The following is a 22,267-nucleotide window of genomic DNA, read 5'->3' as shown; positions in this document are numbered from 1 at the left end:
TTCTACTCCAAATGCGCCGCCCCCTCCGGCTTGCGAGCGCCGGGCGATCTCGCTATAAGTCCTCGCCATTCACGACTGCAGACAGACCATGAGCCAAGCCGACCTTCTCGACCAAGATCCCGTGTTCCAGCTCAAGGGCAGCATGCTCGCCATCACCGTGATGGAACTGGCCCATAACGACCTCGAACGCCTGGACCGGCAACTGGACGAGAAAGTCGCCCAGGCCCCCAACTTCTTCCAGAACACCCCACTGGTGATGGCGCTGGACAAGCTGCCGGACGGCGAGCCAGAACTGGACCTGCCCGCGCTGCTGGACACCTGCCGCCGCCACGGCCTGCGGACCCTGGCCATCCGGGCCAGCCGCGAAGAACACATCAAGGCCGCCGACGCCCTGGATATCCCGGTACTGCCGCCGTCCGGCGCCCGCGAACGGCCCATCGACCCGGTGGAACCCAGGGCGAAGAAGGCCGTCGAAAAGCCCGCCGAGCCGCCGAAGCCCGAGGTGCAACCAACCAAGATCATCACCACCCCGGTGCGCGGTGGCCAACAGGTCTACGCCCCCGGCGGCGACCTGGTGGTGCTGGCCGCGGTCAGCCCCGGCGCGGAACTTCTCGCCGACGGCAACATCCATGTGTACGGACCAATGCGCGGCCGTGCGCTGGCCGGCATCAAGGGCGATACCAAGGCGCGGATATTCTGCCGCCAACTGGCCGCCGAACTCGTCTCGGTGGCCGGCCAGTACAAGGTTGCCGACGACCTGCGCCGCGACCCGCTGTGGGGTCAGCAAGTGCAGGTCAGCCTGTCGGGAGACGTGTTGAACATCACCCGCCTTTAACGGATACTGCCGCGAAATTTCAGGGAACTGAAAGGGAAGCTGGACCGGCCTGGATGGGCCGATAACTTCCCGTTTTACTTATTCTTTTGGGGTGAATCACCTTGGCCAAGATCCTCGTTGTCACGTCCGGCAAGGGTGGTGTGGGTAAAACCACCACCAGCGCCGCAATCGGTACCGGTCTCGCACTGCGCGGTCACAAGACCGTCATCGTCGACTTCGACGTTGGCCTGCGCAACCTGGACCTGATCATGGGTTGTGAACGCCGCGTGGTGTACGACTTCGTCAACGTCATCAATGGCGAAGCGAGCCTCACCCAGGCCCTGATCAAGGACAAGCGCCTTGAGAACCTCTACGTCCTAGCCGCCAGCCAGACGCGTGACAAGGACGCGCTGACCCTCGAAGGCGTCGGTAAGGTCATCGAGGAGCTGTCCCAGAACTTCGAATACGTGGTCTGCGACTCGCCGGCGGGCATCGAGAAAGGCGCCCACCTGGCCATGTACTACGCCGACGAAGCGATCGTCGTGACCAACCCGGAAGTCTCTTCCGTCCGCGACTCCGACCGTATGCTCGGCCTGCTGGCCAGCAAGTCCCGCCGTGCCGAGAAGGGCGAGGACCCGATCAAGGAGCGCCTGCTCCTGACCCGCTACAACCCCGAGCGCGTCACCAAGGGCGAAATGCTCGGTGTCGAAGACGTCGAGGAAATCCTCGCCATCAACCTGCTCGGCGTCATCCCGGAATCCCAGGCGGTACTCAAGGCCTCCAACCAGGGTATTCCGGTCATCCTCGACGACCAGAGCGACGCCGGCCAGGCGTACAGCGATGCCGTCGATCGCCTGCTCGGCAAGGAGCTGCCCCACCGCTTCCTCGACGTGCAGAAGAAAGGACTCTTACAACGCCTGTTTGGAGGCCGTGAATGAACATTTTCGACTTCTTTCGCGAGCGGAAGAAGCAGAGTAGCGCTTCGATCGCTAAGGAACGACTCCAGATCATCGTTGCCCACGAACGTGGCCAGCGCAGCCAGCCGGACTACCTGCCAGCCCTGCAGAAGGACCTGGTGGACGTGATCCGCAAGTATGTCGACATCGACCAGGAGCAGGTTCAGGTCCTGCTGGAGGACCAGGGCAACTGCTCCATCCTCGAGCTGAACATCACCTTGCCCGATCGTTGATCGAGCGATAGTCCAACGACGGCGGCCTCGGCCGCCGTCGGCGTTTGTGGATAACCCCATGCCGCTTTCCCAGATCGAATTCATTCACCAGGACGACGCCCTGCTGGTGGTCAACAAGCCCACCCTGCTGCTGTCGGTGCCCGGTCGCGCCGAAGACAACAAGGACTGCCTGATCACCCGCCTGCAGGAGAACGGCTACCCGGAGGCGCGCATCGTCCACCGCCTGGACTGGGAGACCTCCGGCCTGATCGTCCTGGCCCGCGATGCCGACAGCCACCGCGAGCTGTCCCGCCAGTTCCACGACCGCGAGACCGAGAAGGCCTACACCGCCCTCTGCTGGGGCGAGCCGGAACTGGACAGCGGCCGCATCGAACTGCCCTTGCGCTACGACCCGCCGACCAAGCCGCGCCATGTGGTGGACTTCGAACACGGCCGCCATGCCCTCACCTTCTGGCGGGTCGTCGAGCGCTGCGGCCACTACAGCCGCGTCGAGCTGACCCCCATCACCGGCCGCTCGCACCAGTTGCGCGTGCACATGCTGTCCATCGGCCACCCGCTGCTCGGTGACCGGCTCTACGCCAACCCCGAAGCGCTGGCCGCCCATGAGCGTCTCTGCCTGCACGCCAGCCTGCTCTGCCTGACCCATCCCCAGACGGGTGAACGCCTGAGATTCGAGTGCCCGGCGCCGTTCTGACCTAGGCTCAAGAAAAAGACCGCAAACCGGGGACATCATGAGCCTCACCGCGTTTTACAACGCTACCGAGGGCCAGCCCGCCCGCTTCACCTTGCTCACCGCCCTGGCGTACTGGGACGGACCGCCCAGCCACGCCCTGGACCTGGGCTGCGGCGCGGGCCGCGACACCCTGGAACTGCTCCGGCGCGGCTGGCGGGTGCTCGCGGTGGACGCCGAGCCCGAGGCCCTGGCCCGCCTGGACGCCCAGGTCGACGACCAAAGGCGCGCGCTGCTGCAGAGCCATTGCGGTCGTTTCGAGTCCCTGCCCCTGCCTCCGGCGCAACTGGTGAATTCCAGCTTCGCCCTGCCCCTCTGCCCACCCGCCGCCTTTCCCGGTCTCTGGCTGTCGATCTGCAATGCGCTGTCGGAGGGGGGCCTGTTCGCCGGCCACCTGTTCGGCGAGCGGGACGACTGGGCCGACAACGGCATCACCATCCTGCGTCGGCACCAGTTGGAGGAACTGCTGTGCGGTTGGGACGTGCTGATGCTGGAAGAAAAGGAAGAAGACGGCGTCACCGCCAAGGGCCGCAACAAGCACTGGCACCTGTTCTCGGTGGTCGCCCGGCGCCTTTGACCGACGTTGCACACGAGTCCCTTGGCGATTGAAATCGCTCCCACAGACCAACCTCAGTCCCTGTCTATCGACCTGTTAGGAAAATTCGCCGCCGGTCGCCCTCCTAATCCCCAGGGGCTATGGGATAAACTCCCGCCACTGCTGTCCGGAGTCCCCCCATGCGCGAAGAGTTGAACCAGGGCCTGATCGATTTCCTCAAGGCCTCGCCCACCCCCTTCCACGCCACCCGCAGCCTGGCCAAGCGCCTGGAAGCCGCCGGTTATGTGCGCCTCGACGAACGCGAGGCCTGGCGTATCGAAAGCGGTGGCCGCTATTACGTCACCCGCAACGACTCCTCCATCATCGCCATCAAGCTGGGCAAGCGTCCGGTTCTGGAAGGCGGCCTGCGTCTGGTCGGCGCTCACACCGACAGCCCCTGCCTGCGGGTCAAGCCGAACCCCGAACTGCACAAGCAAGGCTTCTGGCAACTGGGCGTGGAAGTCTACGGCGGCGCCCTGCTGGCGCCCTGGTTCGACCGCGACCTGTCCCTCGCCGGCCGCGTCACCTACCGCGCCGCCGGCATGGTGGAAAGCCAGTTGGTGGACTTCCAGGCCCCCATCGCCGTGATTCCCAACCTGGCCATCCACCTCAATCGGGAGGCCAACCAGGGCTGGGCGATCAACGCCCAGACCGAGCTGCCGCCGATCCTGGCGCAACTGGCCGCTGGCGAAGCCCGCGAGTTCCGCGATCTGCTGGCCGAGCAGCTGACCCTGGAGCACGGCGTGGTGGCCGACGCGGTGCTGGACTACGAACTGTCCTTCTATGACACCCAGAGCGCCGCGGTCATCGGCCTGGGTGGCGACTTCATCGCCGGCGCGCGCCTGGACAACCTGCTGTCCTGCTACGCCGGTCTGCAAGCCCTGCTGGCCGCCGAAGCCGACGAAAGCTGCGTGCTGGTCTGCACCGACCACGAGGAAGTAGGTTCCTGCTCCGCCTGCGGCGCCGACGGCCCGATGCTGGAGCAGGTGCTGCGCCGCGTGCTGCCGGAAGGCGATGCCTTCGCCCGGGTGATCCAGCGCTCCCTGCTGGTATCCGCCGACAACGCCCACGGCGTGCACCCCAACTATGCCGACAAGCACGACGGCAACCACGGCCCGAAGCTCAACGCCGGTCCGGTGATCAAGATCAACAGCAACCAGCGCTACGCCACCAACAGCGAAACCGCCGGCTTCTTCCGCCACCTGTGCCTGGAAAACGAAGTACCGGTGCAGAGCTTCGTGACCCGCAGCGACATGGGGTGCGGCTCCACCATCGGCCCCATCACCGCCAGCCAGCTCGGCGTGCGCACCGTGGACATCGGCCTGCCCACCTTCGCCATGCACTCCATCCGCGAGCTGGCCGGTAGCCACGACCTGGCCCATCTGGTGAAAGTGCTGGCCGCTTTCTATTCCAGCCACGACCTGCCCTGATCAGGAAGGAACGCTCATGCTCAGCCACATCCGCAACAGCCTGGAGGAAGCCAGGGCCGCCCTGGACGCCTTCATCGCCAACGAACAGACGCTGAAGAATATCGAACGCGCGGCGGAACTCCTGGTAGAAAGCTTCGAGAGCAAGGGCAAGGCGTTTTCCTGCGGCAACGGCGGCTCCATGTGCGACGCCATGCATTTCGCCGAGGAGCTGACCGGCCGCTACCGCAAGAACCGCCCGGGCGTCGCGGCCATTTCCATCAGCGACGCCAGCCACATCAGCTGCGTCGCCAACGATTTCGGCTACGACCACATCTTCTCCCGCTACATCGAGTCCCACGGCCGCGAGGGCGATGTGTTGCTCGCCTTCAGCACCAGCGGTCGTAGCCCCAACGTGATCAAGGCCGCCGAAGCCGCCCGCGCCCTGGGCGTGAAGGTGGTGGCACTCACCGGCAAGCCCGGCTCCGCCCTGGAAGCCCTGGCCGACGTGTGCATCTGCGCACCCGGCGGCGACTTCGCCGACCGCGTGCAGGAGCTGCACATCAAGGTGGTGCACATCCTCATCGAGCTGGTGGAGCGCAAGTTGGCGCCGGAGAACTACGCCTGAGCAGTCGCCAAGCGTAGGTTGGTGCGGGCCACGCTGGTCCGAGCGTAGCGAGGCCCAACGGTCGCGGCACCGGCCACCTGATGTTGGGTTTCGTTCCTCTACCCAACCTACGCCAGGCAACTCGCGTCTATTCCGGCACTTCCACGCTGACGTGGATCGCATCATGCCGCCAGAATTCCAGGTCACAGTCGATCAGCCGGCCATGCTGGTCGCGGTTGATCCGGGTAATCTTCAGCGCCGGGCTTCCGGCTGAGACCTTGAGGGGCGCCGCCGCTTCCGGGTGCAGTGCGGTCGGCACCATGTCGAAGCGCACCCGGCCGTAGCGAATGCCGTACTGGCTGTCGTACAGCTCGGTCAGCGAGCGGGTCAGGTCGAACTCGATGATGCCGGGGAAATAGGCCGGATTCAGATAGTGCTCCACATAGAGCACCAGGCGCCCGTCGATGCGCCGGGCGCGGCGGATCTGGTAGACGCTGGAAAGCGCCGGCAGCTCCAGCCGCTCGCAGATTTCCACGCTGGCCGGGATCAGCCGCGCACCCAATACCTCAGTGGCGGGCATGCGCCCCTGCCCGGCCACCATGGCGTGGAAATGACTGCGCACCAGCGGGTTGTAGAGCAGGCGGGGTGGCGAGACGAACCAGCCACGGCGGTCCTCGCGGTAGATCAGCCCCTGGGCCTCCAGTTGCCCCAGCGCCTCGCGCAGGGTGATCCGGGTGGTATCGAACAACTCGCTCAACTTGCGTTCGGCCGGCAGCTTGCTGCCGTGGGGCAGCAGGCCGTGCTCGATCTGTTCCTGCAGTGCACTGCAGATGGCGGTCAGGGTGCGGGGCGCCTCATCGCGCATCGAAAGACTCCAATCTGGAATAGACCAGCACCAGCAAGGTGCGTCAGGTCCGGGTTTGCCGGCCATCCTAGGCAGCCTAGATGACTGTGGGATGACAGCCAGGCCAGCCTGCACGCGCCATGCCACCGCCATTTGCGACAGCCCCGGGAATCAGCCATCCGCCCATGGTCTACGCTGTCCAGGCGTTCACCGCCACCCATCCGGGGGCATCCTCTGAAATCAAACCGTCATCCAAGGCTTTTAGATTTGGCCTGGGTCTTGCTGATCTAGACCAACCTCCAAACCTGCTAAGGAGCTTCACATGAAACGCCTGTTGCTGGCTTCACTGATGGGAACGGCCATCGCCCTGGGTACCCAGGCCATGGCAAGCGACGCAGATCTGAAGAGTCTCGAACAAGCCGCCCGCAAGGAAGGCGCGGTGAACAGCGTGGGGATGCCCGACAGCTGGGCCAACTGGAAGGACACCTGGGTCGACCTGGGCAAACTGTATGGCCTGAAGCACGTCGACACCGACATGAGCTCCGCCCAGGAGATCGCCAAGTTCGCCGCCGAGAAGGACAACGCCACCGCCGACATCGGCGACGTCGGCGCCGCCTTCGGCCCCATCGCCGTGCAGCAGGGCGTGACCCAGCCCTACAAGCCCAGCACCTGGGCGCAGATTCCCGAGTGGGCCAAGGACCAGGATGGCCACTGGATGCTGGCCTATACCGGCTCTATCGCCTTCATCGTCAACAAGCAACTGGTGAAGGAAGCCCCCAGGTCCTGGGCGGAGCTGAAGCAGGGCACGTACAAGGTTGCCATCGGTGACGTCAGCGCCGCCGCCCAGGCGGTCAACGGCGTGCTGGCCGCCGCCATCGCCAACGGCGGCGACGAGAAGAATATCCAGCCGGGCCTGGAGTTCTTCGCCGAAATCGCCAAGCAGGGTCGCCTGTCGCTGTCCAACCCGACCATCCAGACCCTGGAGAAGGGCGAGGTGGAGGTGGGCGTGGTGTGGGATTTCAACGGCCTGTCCTACCGCGACCAGATCGACCCCAGCCGCTTCGAGGTGCTGATCCCCTCCGATGGCTCGGTGATCTCCGGCTACACCACCATCATCAACAAGTACGCGAAGAACCCCAACGCCGCGAAGCTGGCCCGCGAGTACATCCTCAGCGATGCCGGGCAGATCAACCTGGCCAAGGGCAACGCCCGCCCGATCCGCGCCGAACACCTGACCCTGCCGGCCGAGGTCAAGGCCAAGCTGCTGCCCAACGAGCAGTACGCCAAGGTCCAGCCGATCAAGGATGCCAAGGCCTGGGAAGAAACCTCCAAGGCCCTGCCGCAGCAGTGGCAGGAGCACGTGATCATCGAGATGGAATAAGAAGCCGCCCAATCTCTGGCTGCGCTTGCTCATGCTACGTTGAACGCGGGATCGGAATGCTCATTTACAGACGTAAACTCCGCTTCCTCGCCCACGTTCGCCTTGCCTGAACTGCGCTCGCCGAGAGCTTGAACGGCTTTTGGGGAACGCTATGAACCACAAAGTCATCCTCGTCCTGCTGGATGGCCTGAATTACGAGGTGGCCCGGCATGCGCTGGGCCACCTGCAGGCCTACTGCGGTGCCGGCCGGGCGGCGCTGTACAAGCTCCAGTGCGAGCTGCCGGCGCTGTCCCGTCCGCTCTACGAATGCATCCTCACCGGCGTGCCGCCAATCCAGAGCGGCATCGTGCATAACGAGGTGTCGCGCCTGTCGAAGGAGCGCAGCATCTTCCACTACACCCGCGCCGCCGGGCTGACGACCGCCGCGGCCGCCTACCACTGGGTCAGCGAGCTGTACAACCGCTCGCCCTTCGAGGCTGCCCGCGACCGTCACACCGACGACCCCGGACTGCCGATCCAGCACGGCCACTTCTATTACGCCGACCACTACCCGGACTCGCACCTGTTCGCCGATGCCGAAAGCCTGCGCCTGCGGCACGGGCCGGACTTCCTCCTGGTGCATCCGATGAACATCGACGACGCCGGCCACAAGCACGGGCTCGACAGCCCGCAGTACCGCAATGCCGCGCGCATGGCCGACGTGATCCTGGCCGAGTACCTGCAGCGCTGGCTGGATGCCGGCTACCAGGTGCTGGTGACCGCCGACCACGGCATGAACAACGACCGCTCCCACAACGGCCTGCTGGCCGAGGAACGGGAGGTTCCGCTGTTTGTGCTGGGGGATGCCTTCAGCCTGGACGCCAGCGCGCAGCCGAAGCAGACCGAGCTGTGCGGCACCCTCTGCGAATTGCTCGGTGTCCCCCACGACAAGGCGTTCTGCCGGGAGTTGCTCACGTGAATACCGCCAAGCGCGGCAAGTGGCTGGCGCTGCTCTGCCTGCTGCCTTTCGCCCTGTTCTTCATCGCGTTCCAGATCGCACCGCTGGTGTGGGTCGCCATCCACAGCCTGAACACGCCGGAGGGCTGGGGCCTGGGCAACTTCACCAAGGTGTTCAGCTCGAAGTTCTACCTGCAAGCCATCAAGCACAGCCTGCAGATCGCCTTCTGGTCGAGCCTGATCGGCATTGTCATCGCGCTGATCGGCAGCTACTCCCTGCGCCAGGTGGACTCCAGGCTGCGCGATTTCGTCATGGCCTTCTCCAACATGACCAGCAACTTCGCCGGCGTCCCGCTGGCCTTCGCCTTCATCATCCTGCTGGGCTTCAACGGCGCGCTGACCCTGCTGCTCAAGCAGTCCGGCCTGATCGAGGACTTCAACCTCTACTCCAAGACCGGCCTGATCGTGCTCTACACCTACTTCCAGATTCCCCTCGGGGTGCTGCTGCTCTACCCGGCCTTCGATGCCCTGCGCGAGGACTGGCGCGAGTCGGCCGCCCTGCTCGGCGCCAACCCCTGGCAGTTCTGGCGACACATCGGCCTGCCGGTGCTGACCCCCGCGCTGCTGGGCACTTTCGTCATCCTGCTGGCCAACGCGCTGGGCGCCTACGCCACCGTCTACGCCCTGACCACCGGCAACTTCAACGTGCTGACCATCCGCATCGCCGGCATGGTGGCCGGCGATATCGCCCTCAACCCCAACCTGGCCAGCGCTCTGGCGATGATCCTGGTGGGCCTGATGGCGTTGATCACCGTGGTCCACCAGTGGCTGCTGAGGAGGAGCTACCATGTCGCGCGCTGAAGCCCGCAGCGGCGGCCTCTACCATCGCGTGGTGGTCTGGCTGCTGTTCGTGATCCTGCTGCTGCCGCTGGCCGGCACCCTGCTCTACTCCTTGTCCACCAGTTGGTCGGCGACCATCCTGCCGGACGGACTGACCTTCAAGTGGTACCTGGCGTTGTGGAGCGATGCGCGCTTCCTCACCGCCTTCGGCCAGTCGCTGCTGGTGTGCTTCGGCGCACTGCTGCTGTCGGTGCTGTTGATCCTGCCGCTGCTGTTCGTGGTGAATTACCACTTCCCGAAGCTCGACGGGCTGATGAACATCCTCATCCTGCTGCCCTTCGCGGTGCCGCCGGTGGTGTCTTCGGTGGGGTTGCTGCAGGTCTATGGCTCGGGCCCACTGGCCATGGTCGGCACGCCCTGGATCCTGATCGGCTGCTTTTTCACCATCGCCCTGCCCTTCATGTACCGCGCCATCACCAACAACCTGCAGGCAATCAACCTGCGCGACCTGATGGACGCCGCCCACCTGCTCGGCGCCAGCACCTGGAAGGCGGCCTTCCTGGTGGTGCTGCCGAACCTGCGCAAGGGCCTGATGGTGTCGCTGTTCCTGTCGTTCTCATTCCTCTTCGGCGAGTTCGTCTTCGCCAACCTGCTGGTGGGCACCCGCTACGAGACCCTGCAGGTCTACCTGAACAACATGCGCAACAGCAGTGGCCACTTCAACAGCGCCCTGGTGATCTCCTACTTCTTCTTCGTGCTGCTGTTCACCTGGGCAGCCAACCGTCTGAACAAGGACAAGGCATGAGCTTTCTTTCCATCCGCGGCCTGCACAAGCACTACGCCCAGACCCCCATCTTCAGCGATATCCACTGCGAGATCGGCAAGGGCGAGTTCGTCACCCTGCTCGGCCCCTCGGGCTGCGGCAAGTCCACCCTGCTGCGCTGCATCGCCGGGCTCACCGAGGTCAATGGCGGACAGATCCTGCTGGACGGCGAGGACCTGGTGCCGCTGTCGCCGCAGAAACGCGGCATCGGCATGGTGTTCCAGAGCTACGCGCTGTTCCCCAACATGACCGTCCAGCAAAACGTCGCCTTCGGCCTGCGCATGCAGAAGGTTTCCCCCGCCGACAGCCAGCGGCGGGTCGCCGACGCCCTGGCCATGGTGGAGCTGCAGGACTACGCCACGCGCTACCCGCACCAGCTCTCCGGCGGCCAGTGCCAGCGCGTGGCCCTGGCCCGCTCGCTGGTGACCCGCCCGCGCCTGCTACTGCTGGACGAGCCACTGTCGGCGCTGGACGCTCGCATCCGCAAGCACCTGCGCGAGCAGATCCGCCACATCCAGCAGGAACTGGGGCTGACCACCCTCTTCGTCACCCATGACCAGGAGGAGGCGCTGACCCTGTCCGACCGCATCTTCCTGATGAACGCCGGGCGCATCGTCCAGAGCGGCGACGCCGAAACCCTCTATACGGCGCCTGTGGATGCCTTCGCCGCCGGCTTCATCGGCAACTACAACCTGCTCGACGCCGAGGCCGCCAGCCGCCTGTTGCAACGCGCGGTCAATGGCCGCATCGCCATCCGCCCGGAAGCCATCGCCCTGAGCCACGACGGCGGCATCGAGGCCGAGGTGCGCAGCCACAGCCTGCTCGGCAACGTGGTGCGCTACCGCGTCGAAGCCCGTGGCGTGGAGCTGGTGGTGGACGTGCTCAACCGCTGCGCCGATGATCTGCACCGCAAGGGCCAACGCATCGGCCTGCGCATCGACGACCACGCCATACGGGAGGTGGCCTGATGGCCCTGGCAATCTTCGACCTCGACGACACCCTGATAGACGGCGACTGCGCCAGCCTGTGGAGCGCGCATATGGCTGAGCTGGGCTGGGTCGATGGCGAATCCTTCGTCCGCAAGGACCACGAACTCATGGCGCTCTACGCCGAAGGCAAGCTGGCCATGGAGGACTACATGGCCTTCAGCCTGTCGCCGCTGGTGGGGCGCACGGCCGAAGAAGTGGAATTCGTGGTCGGACCTTTCGTCGAGGACGTCGTCGAGCCACTGATCCATTCCGACGCCATGCGCTGCCTGGCGCAGCATCGTTCCGCGGGCGATCGCATCCTGATCATCTCCGCCTCGGCCCATTTCCTGGTCAGCGCCATCGCCGAACGCCTGGGCGTGGAGGAAGTGCTGGCCATCGACCTGGAGGAGCAGCACGGCTGCTACAGCGGCCGCACCCGTGGCGTGCTCACCTACCGGGAAGGCAAGGTGACGCGGCTGCTGGCCTGGCTGGAAGAGCAGGGCGAAAGCCTCGAAAACGCCTGTTTCTACTCCGACTCGCGCAACGACCTGCCGCTGCTGAACCGGGTGGCCAACCCCAAGGCCGTCAACCCCGACCCCACCCTGCGCGCCCACGCCGAACAGGCCGGCTGGCCGATTCTCGACTGGCGCTGAGCCACCGCTCCCGCAACCTGTGCGAATTCATTCGCGATGGACAGCGCCACTGTCCGTAGGTTGGCGACGAGGAGCGGCGCGCATCGATACGGCGCTTGACTTCAAAGTCAAACCATCTTGAGAATGCCGCCTCCATCGCTATATAAATTTCTACATAGCGAATTCCAAAGAAGAAGAACTTCCCAGGAGCCTCCATGAGTCAGCCCATCGCCCGCCCTGTCATCGCACTGCTCGCCCTGATCACGCTGGGCGGCGCCTCGGCGGCGGAAGTCCAGGTGGCGGTCGCCGCCAACTTCACCGCGCCGATCCAGGCCATCGCCAGGGACTTCGAGAAGGACACCGGCCACAAACTGGTGGCCGCCTATGGCGCCACCGGGCAGTTCTATACCCAGATCAAGAACGGCGCGCCGTTCGAGGTGTTCCTCGCCGCCGACGACAGCACCCCGGCCAAGCTGGAGAAGGAAGGCGACAGCGTGCCTGGCTCACGCTTCACCTATGCCATCGGCACTCTGGTGCTCTGGTCGGCGAAGGATGGTTACGTGGATGCCCAGGGCGATGTGTTGAAGAGCGGCCAGTACAAGCACCTGTCCATCGCCAACCCGAAGACCGCGCCTTACGGCCAGGCAGCCACCCAGGTGCTGGACAAGCTGGGCCTGACCGCGCAAGTCAAACCCCGGCTGGTGGAAGGCCAGAACATCAGCCAGGCGCTGCAGTTCGTCTCCAGCGGCAATGCGGAGCTGGGCTTCGTCGCCCTGTCCCAGGTGTACAAGGATGGCAAGATCACCCACGGCTCGGCCTGGATAGTGCCGGCCGAGATGCATGAACCGATCAGGCAGGACGCGCTGATCCTGAAGAAGGGTGAGGCGAACCCCGCGGCCAGGGCGCTGGTGGACTACCTCAAGGGGCCGAAAGCGGCGGACGTGATCAAGTCCTACGGCTATCAGCTGTAAGGTTCCCTCCTCGTAGGTTGGGCCGAGCTATGCGAGGCCCAACGCGCAAGGCATGGGCCCGCTCGATCGTTGGGCTTCGCTGCGCTCAGCACCAACAGGCGACGCGGCTCAGTCGTCGTCGCCCTCCTCCATCGCGGCCTTGAGGGCCTCGAAGGCCGGCGCGGCGTAGATGCCGACATCCACCGCCAGTTGCATGACCTTCTCCAGGTCGTTCTTGTAGACCAGCACGCACTGCAGCTCGTCATCCAGCGGCTCGCTGAAGTCCACCAGCACATACCCCCCCTTCTCCGGGTAGAGGCTGCCCATCTGCACCTGGATGCGGTTGAGGGCCTTGAGCGGCTCCACCTTCACCAATTGCTTGGGCTTGAGCACGAAGTTCACGCTCGGGCCGAAGGAATCCACCACCTGCTGGAACAACTGGTCATAGCTGTCGGCCTGGAACAGCACGGTGTCCGGCAGGCTGCCCACCACCACCCATTCGCCCAGGGGGATGGGGAAGCTGTCGTCATAGTTGATATCGGGGTTGGCGGCGAGAAAGGCGTCCTGATCGGCGTAGGCCTGGGCCGCCTCGTCAGCGACGCGCTGGATCTCGTCCTCGGCCATGCAGCCGGAGCTGATCGCCGTAATCAATTCGATGAGTTGCTGTTTCACCAGAGGGCCCTGCCGCTTTGAAGATCGAAAGCGCGAAGGATACAGGGAAGCCGCACGGACATAAAAAAAGCGGAAGGCCCTTGCGGGCCCTCCGCCACTTCAGCACACCACGCTGAGAAATCAGGTCGTACGGATCAGGTGGTCGAAGGCGCTGAGGGAAGCCTTGGCACCTTCGCCCACGGCGATCACGATCTGCTTGTAGGGCACGGTGGTCACGTCGCCGGCGGCGAATACGCCGGGCACGTTGGTCTGGCCCTTGGCGTCGACGATGATCTCGCCACGCGGGGACAGCTCCACGGCACCCTTCAGCCATTCGCTGTTGGGCAGCAGGCCGATCTGCACGAAGATGCCCTCCAGTTCAACGGTGCGCAGCTCATCGCGGGTGCGGTCCTTGTAGACCAGGCCGTTGACCTTCTGGCCATCGCCCTTCACCTCGGTGGTCAGCGCACTCTTGATGACGGTGACGTTGGGCAGGCTGCCCAGTTTCTTCTGCAGCACGGCGTCGGCACGCAGCTTGTCGTCGAACTCGATCAGGGTGACATGGGCGACGATGCCGGCCAGGTCGATGGCTGCCTCGACACCGGAGTTGCCGCCGCCGATCACCGCCACACGCTTGCCCTTGAACAGCGGGCCGTCGCAGTGCGGGCAGTACGCCACGCCACGGCCACGGTATTCCTGCTCGCCGGGCACGTTCATTTCACGCCAGCGGGCGCCGGTGGAGAGAATCACGGTCTTGGCTTTCAGACTCGCGCCACTCTCGAACTTCACTTCGTGCAGCTCGCCTTCGGCTTTGGCCGGAATCAGCGCGGAAGCTCGCTGCAGGTTCATGATGTCGACGTCGTACTGCTTGACGTGTTCTTCCAGGGCTCGTGCCAGCTTCGGGCCTTCGGTTTCCTGCACGGAGACGAAGTTCTCGATGGCCATGGTGTCCAGCACCTGGCCGCCGAAACGCTCGGCAGCGACGCCCGTGCGGATGCCTTTACGGGCGGCGTAGATGGCGGCGGATGCACCGGCCGGGCCACCGCCGATGACCAGCACGTCGAAGGCCGTCTTGGCGTTGAGCTTCTCAGCATCGCGGGCGGCGGCGCCGGTATCGATCTTGGCGAGGATTTCCTCCACGCCCATGCGCCCCTGGCCGAACAGTTCGCCGTTCAGATAGAGGCTCGGCACCGACATGATCTGGCGCTCGTTGACCTCGTCCTGGAACAGCGCGCCGTCGATGGCGACGTGGCGGATGTTCGGGTTGAGCACCGCCATCAGGTTCAGCGCCTGCACCACATCGGGGCAGTTCTGGCAGGACAGCGAGAAATAGGTTTCGAAGTTGAACTCGCCTTCGATGGACTTGATCTGCTCGATCACATCGGCGCCGAGCTTGGACGGATGACCGCCGACTTGCAGCAGGGCCAGCACCAGCGAGGTGAACTCGTGGCCCATGGGAATACCGGCGAAGCGCAGGGCAATCTCTGCGCCCGGTCGGTTCAGCGAGAACGACGGGCGGCGGGCGTCGCTGCCATCGGTCTTCAGGGTGATCTTGTCGGTCAGGCCGGTGATGTCTTGCAGCAGCCCGAGCAGTTCGCGGGATTTGTCGCTGTCATCGAGGGACGCGACGATCTCGAACGGCTGGCTGACCTTTTCAAGGTAGGCCTTCAACTGGGTTTTAAGATTGGCGTCCAACATGTGCGATTCCTTTTTTGCGGGCATGAGTCACCCCTCGACAGCCGTCGCCGGCCGCCCTGAACGGGGTTGAGGGGTGTGATGCGAGCAGATGGCCGGAAGGCCTGCCGCTCGCCTTTGCAGCACGTAAAACGGCGTGGGAAGCGTCGAGAGCAAGCGCTCAGGCAAGGCGAATGCAGGCGAGGGCGCGGCGTTTACGAGCTGTAAATGAGCAGCCCGAACCTGCATTCAACGCAGCATCAGCGCTGCGCAACAGCTTCCCGACCGTTTTTAGATTTTGCCGACCAGGTCGAGGGACGGCGCCAGAGTGGCTTCGCCTTCTTTCCACTTGGCCGGGCAGACTTCGCCCGGGTGAGCGGCGACGTACTGGGCAGCCTTGACCTTGCGCAGCAGTTCCTGGGCGTCGCGACCAATGCCGCCGGCGTTGACTTCGACGATCTGGATCTTGCCTTCCGGGTCGATCACGAAGGTGCCACGATCAGCCAGACCGGCTTCTTCGATCAGCACTTCGAAGTTCTTCGACAGGACCCAGGTGGGGTCGCCAACCAGCGGGTACTGGATCTTGCCGATGGTGTCGGACGTGTCGTGCCAGGCCTTGTGGGTGAAGTGGGTGTCGGTGGACACGCCGTAGATTTCCACGCCCAGTTTCTGGAACTCGTCGTAGTTGTCGGCCAGGTCGCCCAGCTCGGTCGGGCAGACGAAGGTGAAGTCGGCCGGGTAGAAGAAGAACACGGACCACTTGCCCTTCAGGCTGGCTTCGGAGATTTCGACGAACTTGCCCTGATGGTAAGCAGTCGCTTTGAAAGGTTTGACTTCGGTGTTGATCAGAGACATCGCAACGTCCTCGTGGGTTAGAAAATTTACCCGACGAAGACTATGAGGTTATTCCAAAAAGATCATATTGATTACAGGCATCAGATCGATTGATTACATCAATGCAACTCGTCAACGCCCCGAACCACGAGGCCTGGAGCGTTGACCAAAGTACCTCAGACCAGGCTTTCATCCACCAGCAACACCAGCTTTCCTTCCACCTGGTTGCTGGCCAGTGCGTCGAAAGCGGCATCCGCATCCTTGCCCGGGAAGGTTTTTTCCAGGCGCGGCTGCAGGCGACCCTCCTCGAACAGCGGCCAGACGTGCTGGCGCAGCTCGCTGATCAGGTCGGCCTTGAACTGCTCATCTCGGCTGCGCAGGGTGGAACCGATCAGTTGCACCCGCTTACCCAGCAGCAGCGCCATGTCCAGCTCGGCATTGCGTCCGCCCATCAGGCCGATGTTCACCCAGCGGCCATCGGTGGCGGCCAGGGCCAGGTTGAGGCTGGCGTAGTTGCCGCCTACGGGGTCGAGAATCACGTCGAAGGGGCCGAAATCGCGCAGGCTGTCCAGGCTTTCGCCACGTAGCGCGCCCCCCTGGGCGCCGAGGGATTCGCAGTAGGCCAGGCGCTCGGGCGACCCCACGCTGACCCAGCAGGGGCTGCCGAAGGCCTTGCACAGCTGAATGGCGGCGGAGCCGACACCGCTGGCCCCGGCGTGCAGAAGCACCTTCTCGCCGGGCTTCAGCGCCGCCAGCTGAAACAGGTTGAGCCAGGCGGTGGCGTACACCTCCGGCAGCGCCGCGGCCTCGGCCAGAGACAGGCCCTCGGGCACAGGTAATACGTGGCGGGCGTCCACCACCACGTCCTCGGCCATGCCGCCGCCGGCCAGCAGGCAGCACACGCGGTCGCCCACCTGCCAGGCGCCACTGCCGGCGCCCACCTCGGTGATCACGCCGGAGGCCTCCAGGCCGAGGATGTCGCTGGCACCCGGCGGCGGCGGATAGAGCCCCGCCCGCTGCAACAGGTCGGCCCGGTTCAGGCCGGCCGCGGCTACGCGAATTCGCACTTGCCCCACATCGCAGGCCGGACTGGCCCGCTCCCCCCACTCCACGCGCCCTTCGACGCCTTGCAATGCCTTCACGGTGCCTCCATAGTGAGCTTGGACCAGGCCCGGCGAGCTGCCGGGCCTTTGCATTGCGCCAATGGAACCCGGCGCCCTCAAATACGGCCTAATATGCGTTATCACCTGTCCCGACGTCGAATCAGCATGAAGCGCTCCCTGATCAGTTCTGCACTTGCCTTGGCCCTCAGCGTCAGCGTCCTGCCGTTGCATGCCGCCCCCACCGCCCCGAACAGTTGGGATGCCCTCCAGCCCGACCGCGAACAGGTGATCGCCAGCCTCAACGTGGTGGAACTGCTCAAGCGCCACCACTACAACAAGCCGCCGCTCAACGACGACCGCTCGGTGAAGATCTACGAGGGCTACCTCAAGCTCCTCGACCCGGCGCGGATGTATTTCACCGCCGCCGACATCGCTGAATTCGACAAATGGCGCACCCGTTTCGACGACCTGCTGAAGAGCGGCGACCTGGAACCCGGCTTCATCATCTACAAACGCCATCTGGACCGCCTCAAGGAGCGCCTGGACTTCGCCCTGGCAATGCTCGACAAAGGCGTCGACAAGATCGACTTCAACGTCGATGAAAGCCTCGAGACCAACCGCGAGAAGGCGCCCTGGGCCAAGGATCGCGCCGCCCTCGACGACCTCTGGCGCAAGCGCGTGAAGGACGAGGTCCTGCGGCTGAAACTCGCCAAGAAGGAACCCAAGGCCATCCAGGAACTGCTGGTCAAGCGCTACAAGAACCAGCTCTCGCGCCTCGACCAGACCCGTGGCGAGGACGTGTTCCAGGCCTACATCAACGCGTTCGCCCAGACCTACGACCCGCACACCCAGTACCTCTCCCCGGACAATGCGGAGAACTTCGACATCAACATGAGCCTGTCCCTCGAGGGCATCGGCGCCGTGCTGCAAAGCGACAACGAGTACGTGAAGGTGGTGCGCCTGGTGCCGGCCGGACCGGCCGAGAAGAGCAAGCAAGTGGCGCCGGCGGACAAGATCATCGGTGTCGCCCAAGGCAATGGCGAAATGGTCGACGTGATCGGCTGGCGCCTGGACGAGGTGGTCAAGCTGATCCGCGGCCCGAAAGGCTCGGTGGTACGCCTGGAAGTGATCCCGGCGAGCAACGCGCCGAACGACCAGACCAGCAAGGTGGTATCGATCACCCGCGAGGCCGTGAAGCTGGAAGAACAGGCGGCGAAGAAATCCGTCCTCAACCTCGAACATGAAGGCACCCGGTTCAAGCTCGGCGTGATCGAAGTGCCGGCCTTCTACCTGGACTTCAAGGCCTTCCGTGCCGGCGACCCCGAGTACAAGAGCACCACCCGCGACGTGAAGAAACTCCTCGGCGAGCTGCAGAAGGAGAAGGTCGACGGCGTGGTCATCGACCTGCGCAACAACGGCGGCGGCTCCCTGCAGGAAGCCACCGAACTGACCGGGCTGTTCATCGACCAGGGTCCGACCGTGCTGGTACGCAACAGCGACGGCCGCGTCGACGTACTGGCCGACGAGAACACCGGCGTCTACTACACCGGACCGATGGCCGTGCTGGTCAATCGACTGTCCGCCTCGGCCTCGGAAATCTTCGCCGGCGCCATGCAGGACTACCACCGCGCACTGATCATCGGCGGCCAGACCTTCGGCAAGGGCACCGTGCAGACCATCCAGCCGCTGAACCATGGCGAGCTGAAGCTGACCCTGGCCAAGTTCTATCGCGTCTCCGGCCAGAGCACCCAGCACCAGGGCGTATTGCCAGACATCGAGTACCCCTCGGTGGTGGACACCAAGCAGATCGGCGAGAGCGCGCTGCCCGAAGCCATGCCCTGGGACAGCATCCGCCCGGCCATCAAGCCCGAGCTGGACCCGTTCAAGCCGTTCCTGGCCGAGCTGAAAGCCCGCCATGATGCGCGCACCGCGCAGAACCCGGACTTCGTCTACAGCCGCGAGCGTCTGGCGCTGGCGCAGAAGCTGATGAAAGACACCGTGGTCAGCCTCAACGAAACCAAGCGCCGCGCCCAGCAGAGCGACATCGAGGCCAAGCAGCTGGCGATGGAGAACACCCGCCGCAAGGCCAAGGGCGAGGAACTGCTGCAGGAGCTCAAGCCGGAGGATGAAGACGCCCTGCCGGAAGAGGAAGACAAGACCAAGCCGGAAGATGACGCCTACCTGACCGAAACCGGGCAGATCCTGTTGGACTACCTGGGTCTGAACTCAGCCGTGGCGAAGCATTGAACTGATGTCATAACGCTGTCATACAACTGTCGTGAAATCCGGGGGCCGCAACTGCGGCCCCCTTCTTTTTCACGAGTAACAGCATGACCGTCACCGAGCAGTTGAGCGCGTTGGGCCTGATTCTTGCCCAGGGCGACCTGCACAGTCTGTTCCAGCCGATCCTGTCGCTGTCGGAACGGCGCATCCTTGGCTACGAGGCCCTCACCCGTGGCCCCTCCAACAGCCCGCTGCACTCGCCGATGACCCTGTTTGCGGTGGCGCGCCATGCCGGGCGCCTGAGCGAACTGGAGATGGCCTGCCGCAAGAGCGCCTGCCGCCGTTTCAAGGAGCTCAAGCTCGACGGTCTGCTGTTCCTCAACGTCTCCCCGGAATCCCTGCTGGACCCGGCGCATCAACCGGGCCGAACCCTGAAAATGCTGCAGGCCTTCGGCATACCGCCCAGCCAGGTGGTGATCGAACTCACCGAACAGACCCCGACCGAAGACTTCGGCCTGCTCGACACCGCCCTGCACCACTATCGCGCCATGGGCTTCTCCATTGCCCTGGACGATCTCGGCGCCGGCTACTCCAGCCTGCGCCTGTGGTCCGAGCTGCGCCCGGATTACGTGAAGATCGATCGCCATTTCATCGATGGCATCCACCAGGACGCCGTGAAACGCGAATTCGTCGAATCCATCCTGAAGATGGCCAAGGCCTCGCGCGCCCACGTCATTGCGGAAGGCATCGAACTGCCGGAAGAGCTGGCGGTACTGGCGGAAATGGGCATCGATCTCGTCCAGGGCTACCTGCTGGGCCGCCCCCAGGAACACCCTTCCCGCGATGCCCGCGCCCTGCTGCCACCGCTGGAATCGCTCGGCAGCATGAACGAAGAGAACAGCGACCTCTCCGCCCTGCTCAACGAGCAACCGGCCGTGCAGCAGGACACGCCGATCCACGAGGTGCTGGAAGCCTTTCGCGCCCAGGCCAACCTCAATTCCCTCGCGGTACTCGACGCCCATCAGCGGCCGGTGGGCATCGTCCATCGCCACCTGCTTTCAGAGGCCCTGCTGCGGCCTTTCGCCACCGACCTGTTCACGCGCAAAGCGGTCAACAGACTGATGAGCACGGACTTCCTCGCCGTGGAAATCGGGCAATCGTTGCAGCAGGTCAGCCGTCTCATCACCAGCCGCGCGCGGCAGCGCATCGAAGAAGACTTCATCATCCTCCTCGACGGTCACTACCGTGGGCTGGGACGGGTGATCGACGTACTCAAGCTGATCACCGAGCTGAAGATCCAGCAGGCGCGTCACGCCAATCCACTGACCCTGCTGCCCGGCAACGTGCCCATCCAACAGTGCCTGACCCGACTGCTGCAGCAGCGCCGCCAGGCCGTGGTCTGCTACGTGGACATCGACAGTTTCAAACCCTTCAACGACCTCTACGGCTATGCCAAAGGCGACGAAGTGCTGCTGTGCCTGGCCCAGTGCCTGAGCGAGCGAGTCGATCCGGCACGGGACTTCGTCGGCCATATCGGCGGCGACGACTTCATGCTGGTGCTGGGATCGGACGACTGGCGCCTGCGGCTCAATCACCTGTTGGAAGATTTCCAGAGCCAGTGCCGGCGCTTCTACCGCCCCGACCACCTGGAAGCCGGCTGCTTCGTCGCCCACAACCGCCACGGCCAACGCGAGGAGTTTCCGCTGCTGTCGCTGTCCATCGGTGTGGTGACCCTGAAAGCGGAAGACTGCGAACGACTGGACGCCGCGCAACTCGCCGGCCTGGCCTCGGAAGCCAAGCGCCACGCCAAGGCGGTACCCGGCTACAGCCTGCACATCATCGAAGCGGATTGAACGCGAAGGCGTTTCGACAGAATCAGAGTCCGAGTTCGAACGCGCGCCGCGCCGCGCGTTCTGCGGCGGAGGCATCCGGCCCCAGGCCCGGTCCGCCATCGCGATAGAGGTCAGCCAGCTTGCGAGCTGCCAGCGGATGGCCGGCGTTGGCTGCCAGACCCCACCAGTGCGCGGCTTCGGCGGCATCCGGCGCTTGCCGGGCATCGCCCGCCAGGCTCAGCAGGCCCAACTGGTAGGCGGCCTTGCCATCGCCCCCCTGGGCCGCCAGTCGCAGTAGACGGATTCCCTCCTCGCGAGCGCCGAAGCCATGCCCCCGGTGCAGCAACAGATGGCCGTAGAAGCTCTGCGCGGACACATCGCCCAGTGCGGCCATGCGTGCGAACTGCCCCTGCATCCACTGCCAGGCCCGCGGGTGCGCCACCAGCCCGGGAAATCGCATCAGCCGACGCGCCACCTGGTAGCCGAGCCGCGCCCGCAGATTCCAGAGCATCAGAGCTCTTCGGGATAAGTGGACTCGAACACGCGCACCACCTCGGCGGCATGCCAGGATGCCGCTGCCGTTCCGTCCGGCGGGCCGGAAAAGCGACCCAGACGCTCGACGCACTCGAAGAAGCCCGTGCGCGGCAGGCGACTCGCCCCCTGACTGATGACCAGGGAGCTGCGCAACGGACGCTCGGCACGGGCATCGAGGACAGCCAGATGTTCAAGGGCGGCGGTGAGGGTCTGCATGGCCGGTGGCGGCAGTTGCAGGCGCTCGATCAACGCCCGGTAGGTCAGCAGGTGTCGCTGACGGCGGGCGTCCTCCAGTTCATTCAACAAGGCTTGCCAATGCTGGCGGCTGATTCTCAGGCTCAAGATCCGGACTCCCAGCCGGATACCCCGAGGGCACGCGCCAGGCCGCGCTTGATCGCTTCGTCGGGCTCGCGCTCGCCGCTTTCGATCAGCCCCAGGTAGTGCGGGCTGATCCCCACGACGCGGGCCAACTGCTCCAGGCTCTGCCCCTGGGCTTCACGCAGCGACTTCAGTTGTCCGAGGACGGTTCTGGCGGGTTCGGCGGCAGGCTCGGTAGTGGCCTGGCCGGCGGCGCGCAGCAGCGCCTGGTAGTCGGCCCAAGGCAGTACCGCGTACTCCGCCTGACCGTCACGCATGATCACTTGCACACTCATTGAAGCTCCCCGTGGAACGCAGTGCCGACTGCTTCAGCACCTCCATGC

The 22,267-nt window shown here is 64.7% G+C and carries 24 protein-coding genes; 16 read left to right on the top strand and 8 right to left on the bottom strand.

Annotated features, from left to right (window positions below; all coding sequences use genetic code 11):
- Positions 1-88: 88 nt before the first annotated feature.
- The 7 genes from minC to lpcA all read left to right on the top strand — a co-directional run bounded on the left by minC (position 89) and on the right by lpcA (position 5,362).
- The gene (gene minC, locus PJW05_RS07365; protein WP_271411062.1) at positions 89-835 is read left to right on the top strand and encodes a septum site-determining protein MinC; all 747 of its coding nucleotides are present in this window, start codon (positions 89-91) and stop codon (positions 833-835) included.
- A gap of 101 nt (positions 836-936) precedes the next feature.
- The gene (gene minD / locus PJW05_RS07360) at positions 937-1,752 is read left to right on the top strand and encodes a septum site-determining protein MinD (protein WP_120652639.1); all 816 of its coding nucleotides are present in this window, start codon (positions 937-939) and stop codon (positions 1,750-1,752) included.
- Positions 1,749-2,003, top strand: a complete 255-nt coding sequence (gene minE, locus PJW05_RS07355) for a cell division topological specificity factor MinE (RefSeq protein WP_271411061.1) — start codon at positions 1,749-1,751, stop codon at positions 2,001-2,003. The genes minD and minE overlap by 4 nt, the downstream gene beginning before the upstream one ends.
- 58 nt (positions 2,004-2,061) lie before the next feature.
- A complete protein-coding gene (locus PJW05_RS07350; protein WP_271411060.1) occupies positions 2,062-2,697 on the top strand; it encodes an RluA family pseudouridine synthase in 636 nt (211 codons plus the stop codon).
- A 37-nt stretch (positions 2,698-2,734) separates the two neighbouring features.
- Entirely contained in the window at positions 2,735-3,310 is a 576-nt protein-coding gene (locus PJW05_RS07345; RefSeq protein WP_271411059.1) for a class I SAM-dependent methyltransferase, read from the top strand.
- A 158-nt stretch (positions 3,311-3,468) separates the two neighbouring features.
- Positions 3,469-4,758 (top strand): M18 family aminopeptidase, encoded by a 1,290-nt coding sequence (locus tag PJW05_RS07340; RefSeq protein ID WP_271411058.1) that lies wholly within the window; start codon positions 3,469-3,471, stop codon positions 4,756-4,758.
- A 16-nt stretch (positions 4,759-4,774) separates the two neighbouring features.
- Positions 4,775-5,362 carry a D-sedoheptulose 7-phosphate isomerase gene (gene lpcA / locus PJW05_RS07335; protein ID WP_271411057.1) on the top strand — a complete coding sequence of 196 codons (588 nt, stop codon included), beginning with the start codon at positions 4,775-4,777 and terminating at the stop codon, positions 5,360-5,362.
- A gap of 127 nt (positions 5,363-5,489) precedes the next feature.
- Here the strand turns inward: lpcA and PJW05_RS07330 are convergent, their stop codons facing one another.
- Positions 5,490-6,206 carry a UTRA domain-containing protein gene (locus PJW05_RS07330; protein ID WP_271411056.1) on the bottom strand — a complete coding sequence of 239 codons (717 nt, stop codon included), beginning with the start codon at positions 6,204-6,206 and terminating at the stop codon, positions 5,490-5,492.
- A gap of 301 nt (positions 6,207-6,507) precedes the next feature.
- Here PJW05_RS07330 and PJW05_RS07325 point away from each other — a divergent pair, with 301 nt between their 5' ends.
- The 7 genes from PJW05_RS07325 to modA all read left to right on the top strand — a co-directional run bounded on the left by PJW05_RS07325 (position 6,508) and on the right by modA (position 12,736).
- Entirely contained in the window at positions 6,508-7,566 is a 1,059-nt protein-coding gene (locus tag PJW05_RS07325; protein ID WP_271411055.1) for an ABC transporter substrate-binding protein, read from the top strand.
- A gap of 151 nt (positions 7,567-7,717) precedes the next feature.
- Positions 7,718-8,524, top strand: a complete 807-nt coding sequence (locus PJW05_RS07320) for an alkaline phosphatase family protein (protein WP_271411054.1) — start codon at positions 7,718-7,720, stop codon at positions 8,522-8,524.
- Positions 8,521-9,363 (top strand): ABC transporter permease, encoded by an 843-nt coding sequence (locus PJW05_RS07315; RefSeq protein ID WP_271411053.1) that lies wholly within the window; start codon positions 8,521-8,523, stop codon positions 9,361-9,363. Before PJW05_RS07320 ends, PJW05_RS07315 begins: the two co-directional genes overlap by 4 nt.
- Positions 9,350-10,147: an ABC transporter permease gene (locus tag PJW05_RS07310; RefSeq protein ID WP_271411052.1), complete on the top strand. Its 798-nt coding sequence runs from the start codon at positions 9,350-9,352 to the stop codon at positions 10,145-10,147. The genes PJW05_RS07315 and PJW05_RS07310 overlap by 14 nt, the downstream gene beginning before the upstream one ends.
- Complete coding sequence (locus PJW05_RS07305) at positions 10,144-11,133, top strand: ABC transporter ATP-binding protein (RefSeq protein ID WP_271411051.1); 990 nt, start codon at positions 10,144-10,146, stop codon at positions 11,131-11,133. The genes PJW05_RS07310 and PJW05_RS07305 overlap by 4 nt, the downstream gene beginning before the upstream one ends.
- Positions 11,133-11,786 carry an HAD family hydrolase gene (locus tag PJW05_RS07300; RefSeq protein ID WP_271411050.1) on the top strand — a complete coding sequence of 218 codons (654 nt, stop codon included), beginning with the start codon at positions 11,133-11,135 and terminating at the stop codon, positions 11,784-11,786. The genes PJW05_RS07305 and PJW05_RS07300 overlap by 1 nt, the downstream gene beginning before the upstream one ends.
- A 194-nt stretch (positions 11,787-11,980) precedes the next feature.
- On the top strand, positions 11,981-12,736 hold the full coding sequence (modA, locus tag PJW05_RS07295) for a molybdate ABC transporter substrate-binding protein (protein ID WP_271411049.1): 756 nt from the start codon (positions 11,981-11,983) through the stop codon (positions 12,734-12,736).
- Positions 12,737-12,844: 108 nt separating this feature from the next.
- Here the strand turns inward: modA and PJW05_RS07290 are convergent, their stop codons facing one another.
- From PJW05_RS07290 to PJW05_RS07275, 4 genes are all read right to left on the bottom strand, one after another.
- Entirely contained in the window at positions 12,845-13,387 is a 543-nt protein-coding gene (locus PJW05_RS07290; protein WP_271411048.1) for a hypothetical protein, read from the bottom strand.
- 120 nt (positions 13,388-13,507) lie between these two features.
- Positions 13,508-15,064, bottom strand: a complete 1,557-nt coding sequence (gene ahpF / locus PJW05_RS07285) for an alkyl hydroperoxide reductase subunit F (protein WP_271411047.1) — start codon at positions 15,062-15,064, stop codon at positions 13,508-13,510.
- A gap of 267 nt (positions 15,065-15,331) precedes the next feature.
- Positions 15,332-15,895, bottom strand: a complete 564-nt coding sequence (gene ahpC, locus PJW05_RS07280; RefSeq protein WP_271411046.1) for an alkyl hydroperoxide reductase subunit C — start codon at positions 15,893-15,895, stop codon at positions 15,332-15,334.
- Positions 15,896-16,050: 155 nt separating this feature from the next.
- Entirely contained in the window at positions 16,051-17,016 is a 966-nt protein-coding gene (locus PJW05_RS07275; RefSeq protein ID WP_271411045.1) for an NAD(P)H-quinone oxidoreductase, read from the bottom strand.
- Positions 17,017-17,142: 126 nt separating this feature from the next.
- Between PJW05_RS07275 and PJW05_RS07270 the strand changes: the two genes are divergently transcribed.
- A complete protein-coding gene (locus PJW05_RS07270) occupies positions 17,143-19,224 on the top strand; it encodes a carboxy terminal-processing peptidase (protein ID WP_271411044.1) in 2,082 nt (693 codons plus the stop codon).
- 83 nt (positions 19,225-19,307) lie between these two features.
- Complete coding sequence (locus PJW05_RS07265; protein ID WP_271411043.1) at positions 19,308-21,053, top strand: bifunctional diguanylate cyclase/phosphodiesterase; 1,746 nt, start codon at positions 19,308-19,310, stop codon at positions 21,051-21,053.
- A gap of 22 nt (positions 21,054-21,075) precedes the next feature.
- Here the strand turns inward: PJW05_RS07265 and PJW05_RS07260 are convergent, their stop codons facing one another.
- From PJW05_RS07260 to PJW05_RS07250, 3 genes are read right to left on the bottom strand one after another with little or no spacing between them, the layout of a single operon-like run.
- Positions 21,076-21,543, bottom strand: a complete 468-nt coding sequence (locus PJW05_RS07260) for a sel1 repeat family protein (RefSeq protein WP_271411042.1) — start codon at positions 21,541-21,543, stop codon at positions 21,076-21,078.
- Positions 21,543-21,908, bottom strand: a complete 366-nt coding sequence (locus tag PJW05_RS07255) for a hypothetical protein (RefSeq protein ID WP_271411041.1) — start codon at positions 21,906-21,908, stop codon at positions 21,543-21,545. The genes PJW05_RS07260 and PJW05_RS07255 overlap by 1 nt, the downstream gene beginning before the upstream one ends.
- Entirely contained in the window at positions 21,905-22,219 is a 315-nt protein-coding gene (locus PJW05_RS07250; protein WP_271411040.1) for a helix-turn-helix domain-containing protein, read from the bottom strand. Before PJW05_RS07250 ends, PJW05_RS07255 begins: the two co-directional genes overlap by 4 nt.
- Between the last annotated feature and the right edge of the window lie 48 nt (positions 22,220-22,267).

The organism is Pseudomonas sp. Q1-7, assembly GCF_028010285.1.
Lineage (GTDB): Bacteria > Pseudomonadota > Gammaproteobacteria > Pseudomonadales > Pseudomonadaceae > Metapseudomonas.
This window is presented reverse-complemented; position numbering and strand designations above follow the sequence as displayed.

What these genes read in the sequence shown, in the direction of transcription:
- minC (WP_271411062.1), top strand. Translation starts at nt 89, where the DNA reads ATGAGCCAAGCCGACCTTCTCGACCAAGATCCCGTGTTCCAGCTCAAG.
- minE (WP_271411061.1), top strand. Translation starts at nt 1,749, where the DNA reads ATGAACATTTTCGACTTCTTTCGCGAGCGGAAGAAGCAGAGTAGCGCT.
- PJW05_RS07350 (WP_271411060.1), top strand. Translation starts at nt 2,062, where the DNA reads ATGCCGCTTTCCCAGATCGAATTCATTCACCAGGACGACGCCCTGCTG.
- PJW05_RS07345 (WP_271411059.1), top strand. Translation starts at nt 2,735, where the DNA reads ATGAGCCTCACCGCGTTTTACAACGCTACCGAGGGCCAGCCCGCCCGC.
- PJW05_RS07340 (WP_271411058.1), top strand. Translation starts at nt 3,469, where the DNA reads ATGCGCGAAGAGTTGAACCAGGGCCTGATCGATTTCCTCAAGGCCTCG.
- lpcA (WP_271411057.1), top strand. Translation starts at nt 4,775, where the DNA reads ATGCTCAGCCACATCCGCAACAGCCTGGAGGAAGCCAGGGCCGCCCTG.
- PJW05_RS07330 (WP_271411056.1), bottom strand. Translation starts at nt 6,206, where the DNA reads ATGCGCGATGAGGCGCCCCGCACCCTGACCGCCATCTGCAGTGCACTG.
- PJW05_RS07325 (WP_271411055.1), top strand. Translation starts at nt 6,508, where the DNA reads ATGAAACGCCTGTTGCTGGCTTCACTGATGGGAACGGCCATCGCCCTG.
- PJW05_RS07320 (WP_271411054.1), top strand. Translation starts at nt 7,718, where the DNA reads ATGAACCACAAAGTCATCCTCGTCCTGCTGGATGGCCTGAATTACGAG.
- PJW05_RS07310 (WP_271411052.1), top strand. Translation starts at nt 9,350, where the DNA reads ATGTCGCGCGCTGAAGCCCGCAGCGGCGGCCTCTACCATCGCGTGGTG.
- PJW05_RS07305 (WP_271411051.1), top strand. Translation starts at nt 10,144, where the DNA reads ATGAGCTTTCTTTCCATCCGCGGCCTGCACAAGCACTACGCCCAGACC.
- PJW05_RS07300 (WP_271411050.1), top strand. Translation starts at nt 11,133, where the DNA reads ATGGCCCTGGCAATCTTCGACCTCGACGACACCCTGATAGACGGCGAC.
- modA (WP_271411049.1), top strand. Translation starts at nt 11,981, where the DNA reads ATGAGTCAGCCCATCGCCCGCCCTGTCATCGCACTGCTCGCCCTGATC.
- ahpF (WP_271411047.1), bottom strand. Translation starts at nt 15,064, where the DNA reads ATGTTGGACGCCAATCTTAAAACCCAGTTGAAGGCCTACCTTGAAAAG.
- ahpC (WP_271411046.1), bottom strand. Translation starts at nt 15,895, where the DNA reads ATGTCTCTGATCAACACCGAAGTCAAACCTTTCAAAGCGACTGCTTAC.
- PJW05_RS07270 (WP_271411044.1), top strand. Translation starts at nt 17,143, where the DNA reads ATGAAGCGCTCCCTGATCAGTTCTGCACTTGCCTTGGCCCTCAGCGTC.
- PJW05_RS07265 (WP_271411043.1), top strand. Translation starts at nt 19,308, where the DNA reads ATGACCGTCACCGAGCAGTTGAGCGCGTTGGGCCTGATTCTTGCCCAG.
- PJW05_RS07260 (WP_271411042.1), bottom strand. Translation starts at nt 21,543, where the DNA reads ATGCTCTGGAATCTGCGGGCGCGGCTCGGCTACCAGGTGGCGCGTCGG.
- PJW05_RS07250 (WP_271411040.1), bottom strand. Translation starts at nt 22,219, where the DNA reads ATGAGTGTGCAAGTGATCATGCGTGACGGTCAGGCGGAGTACGCGGTA.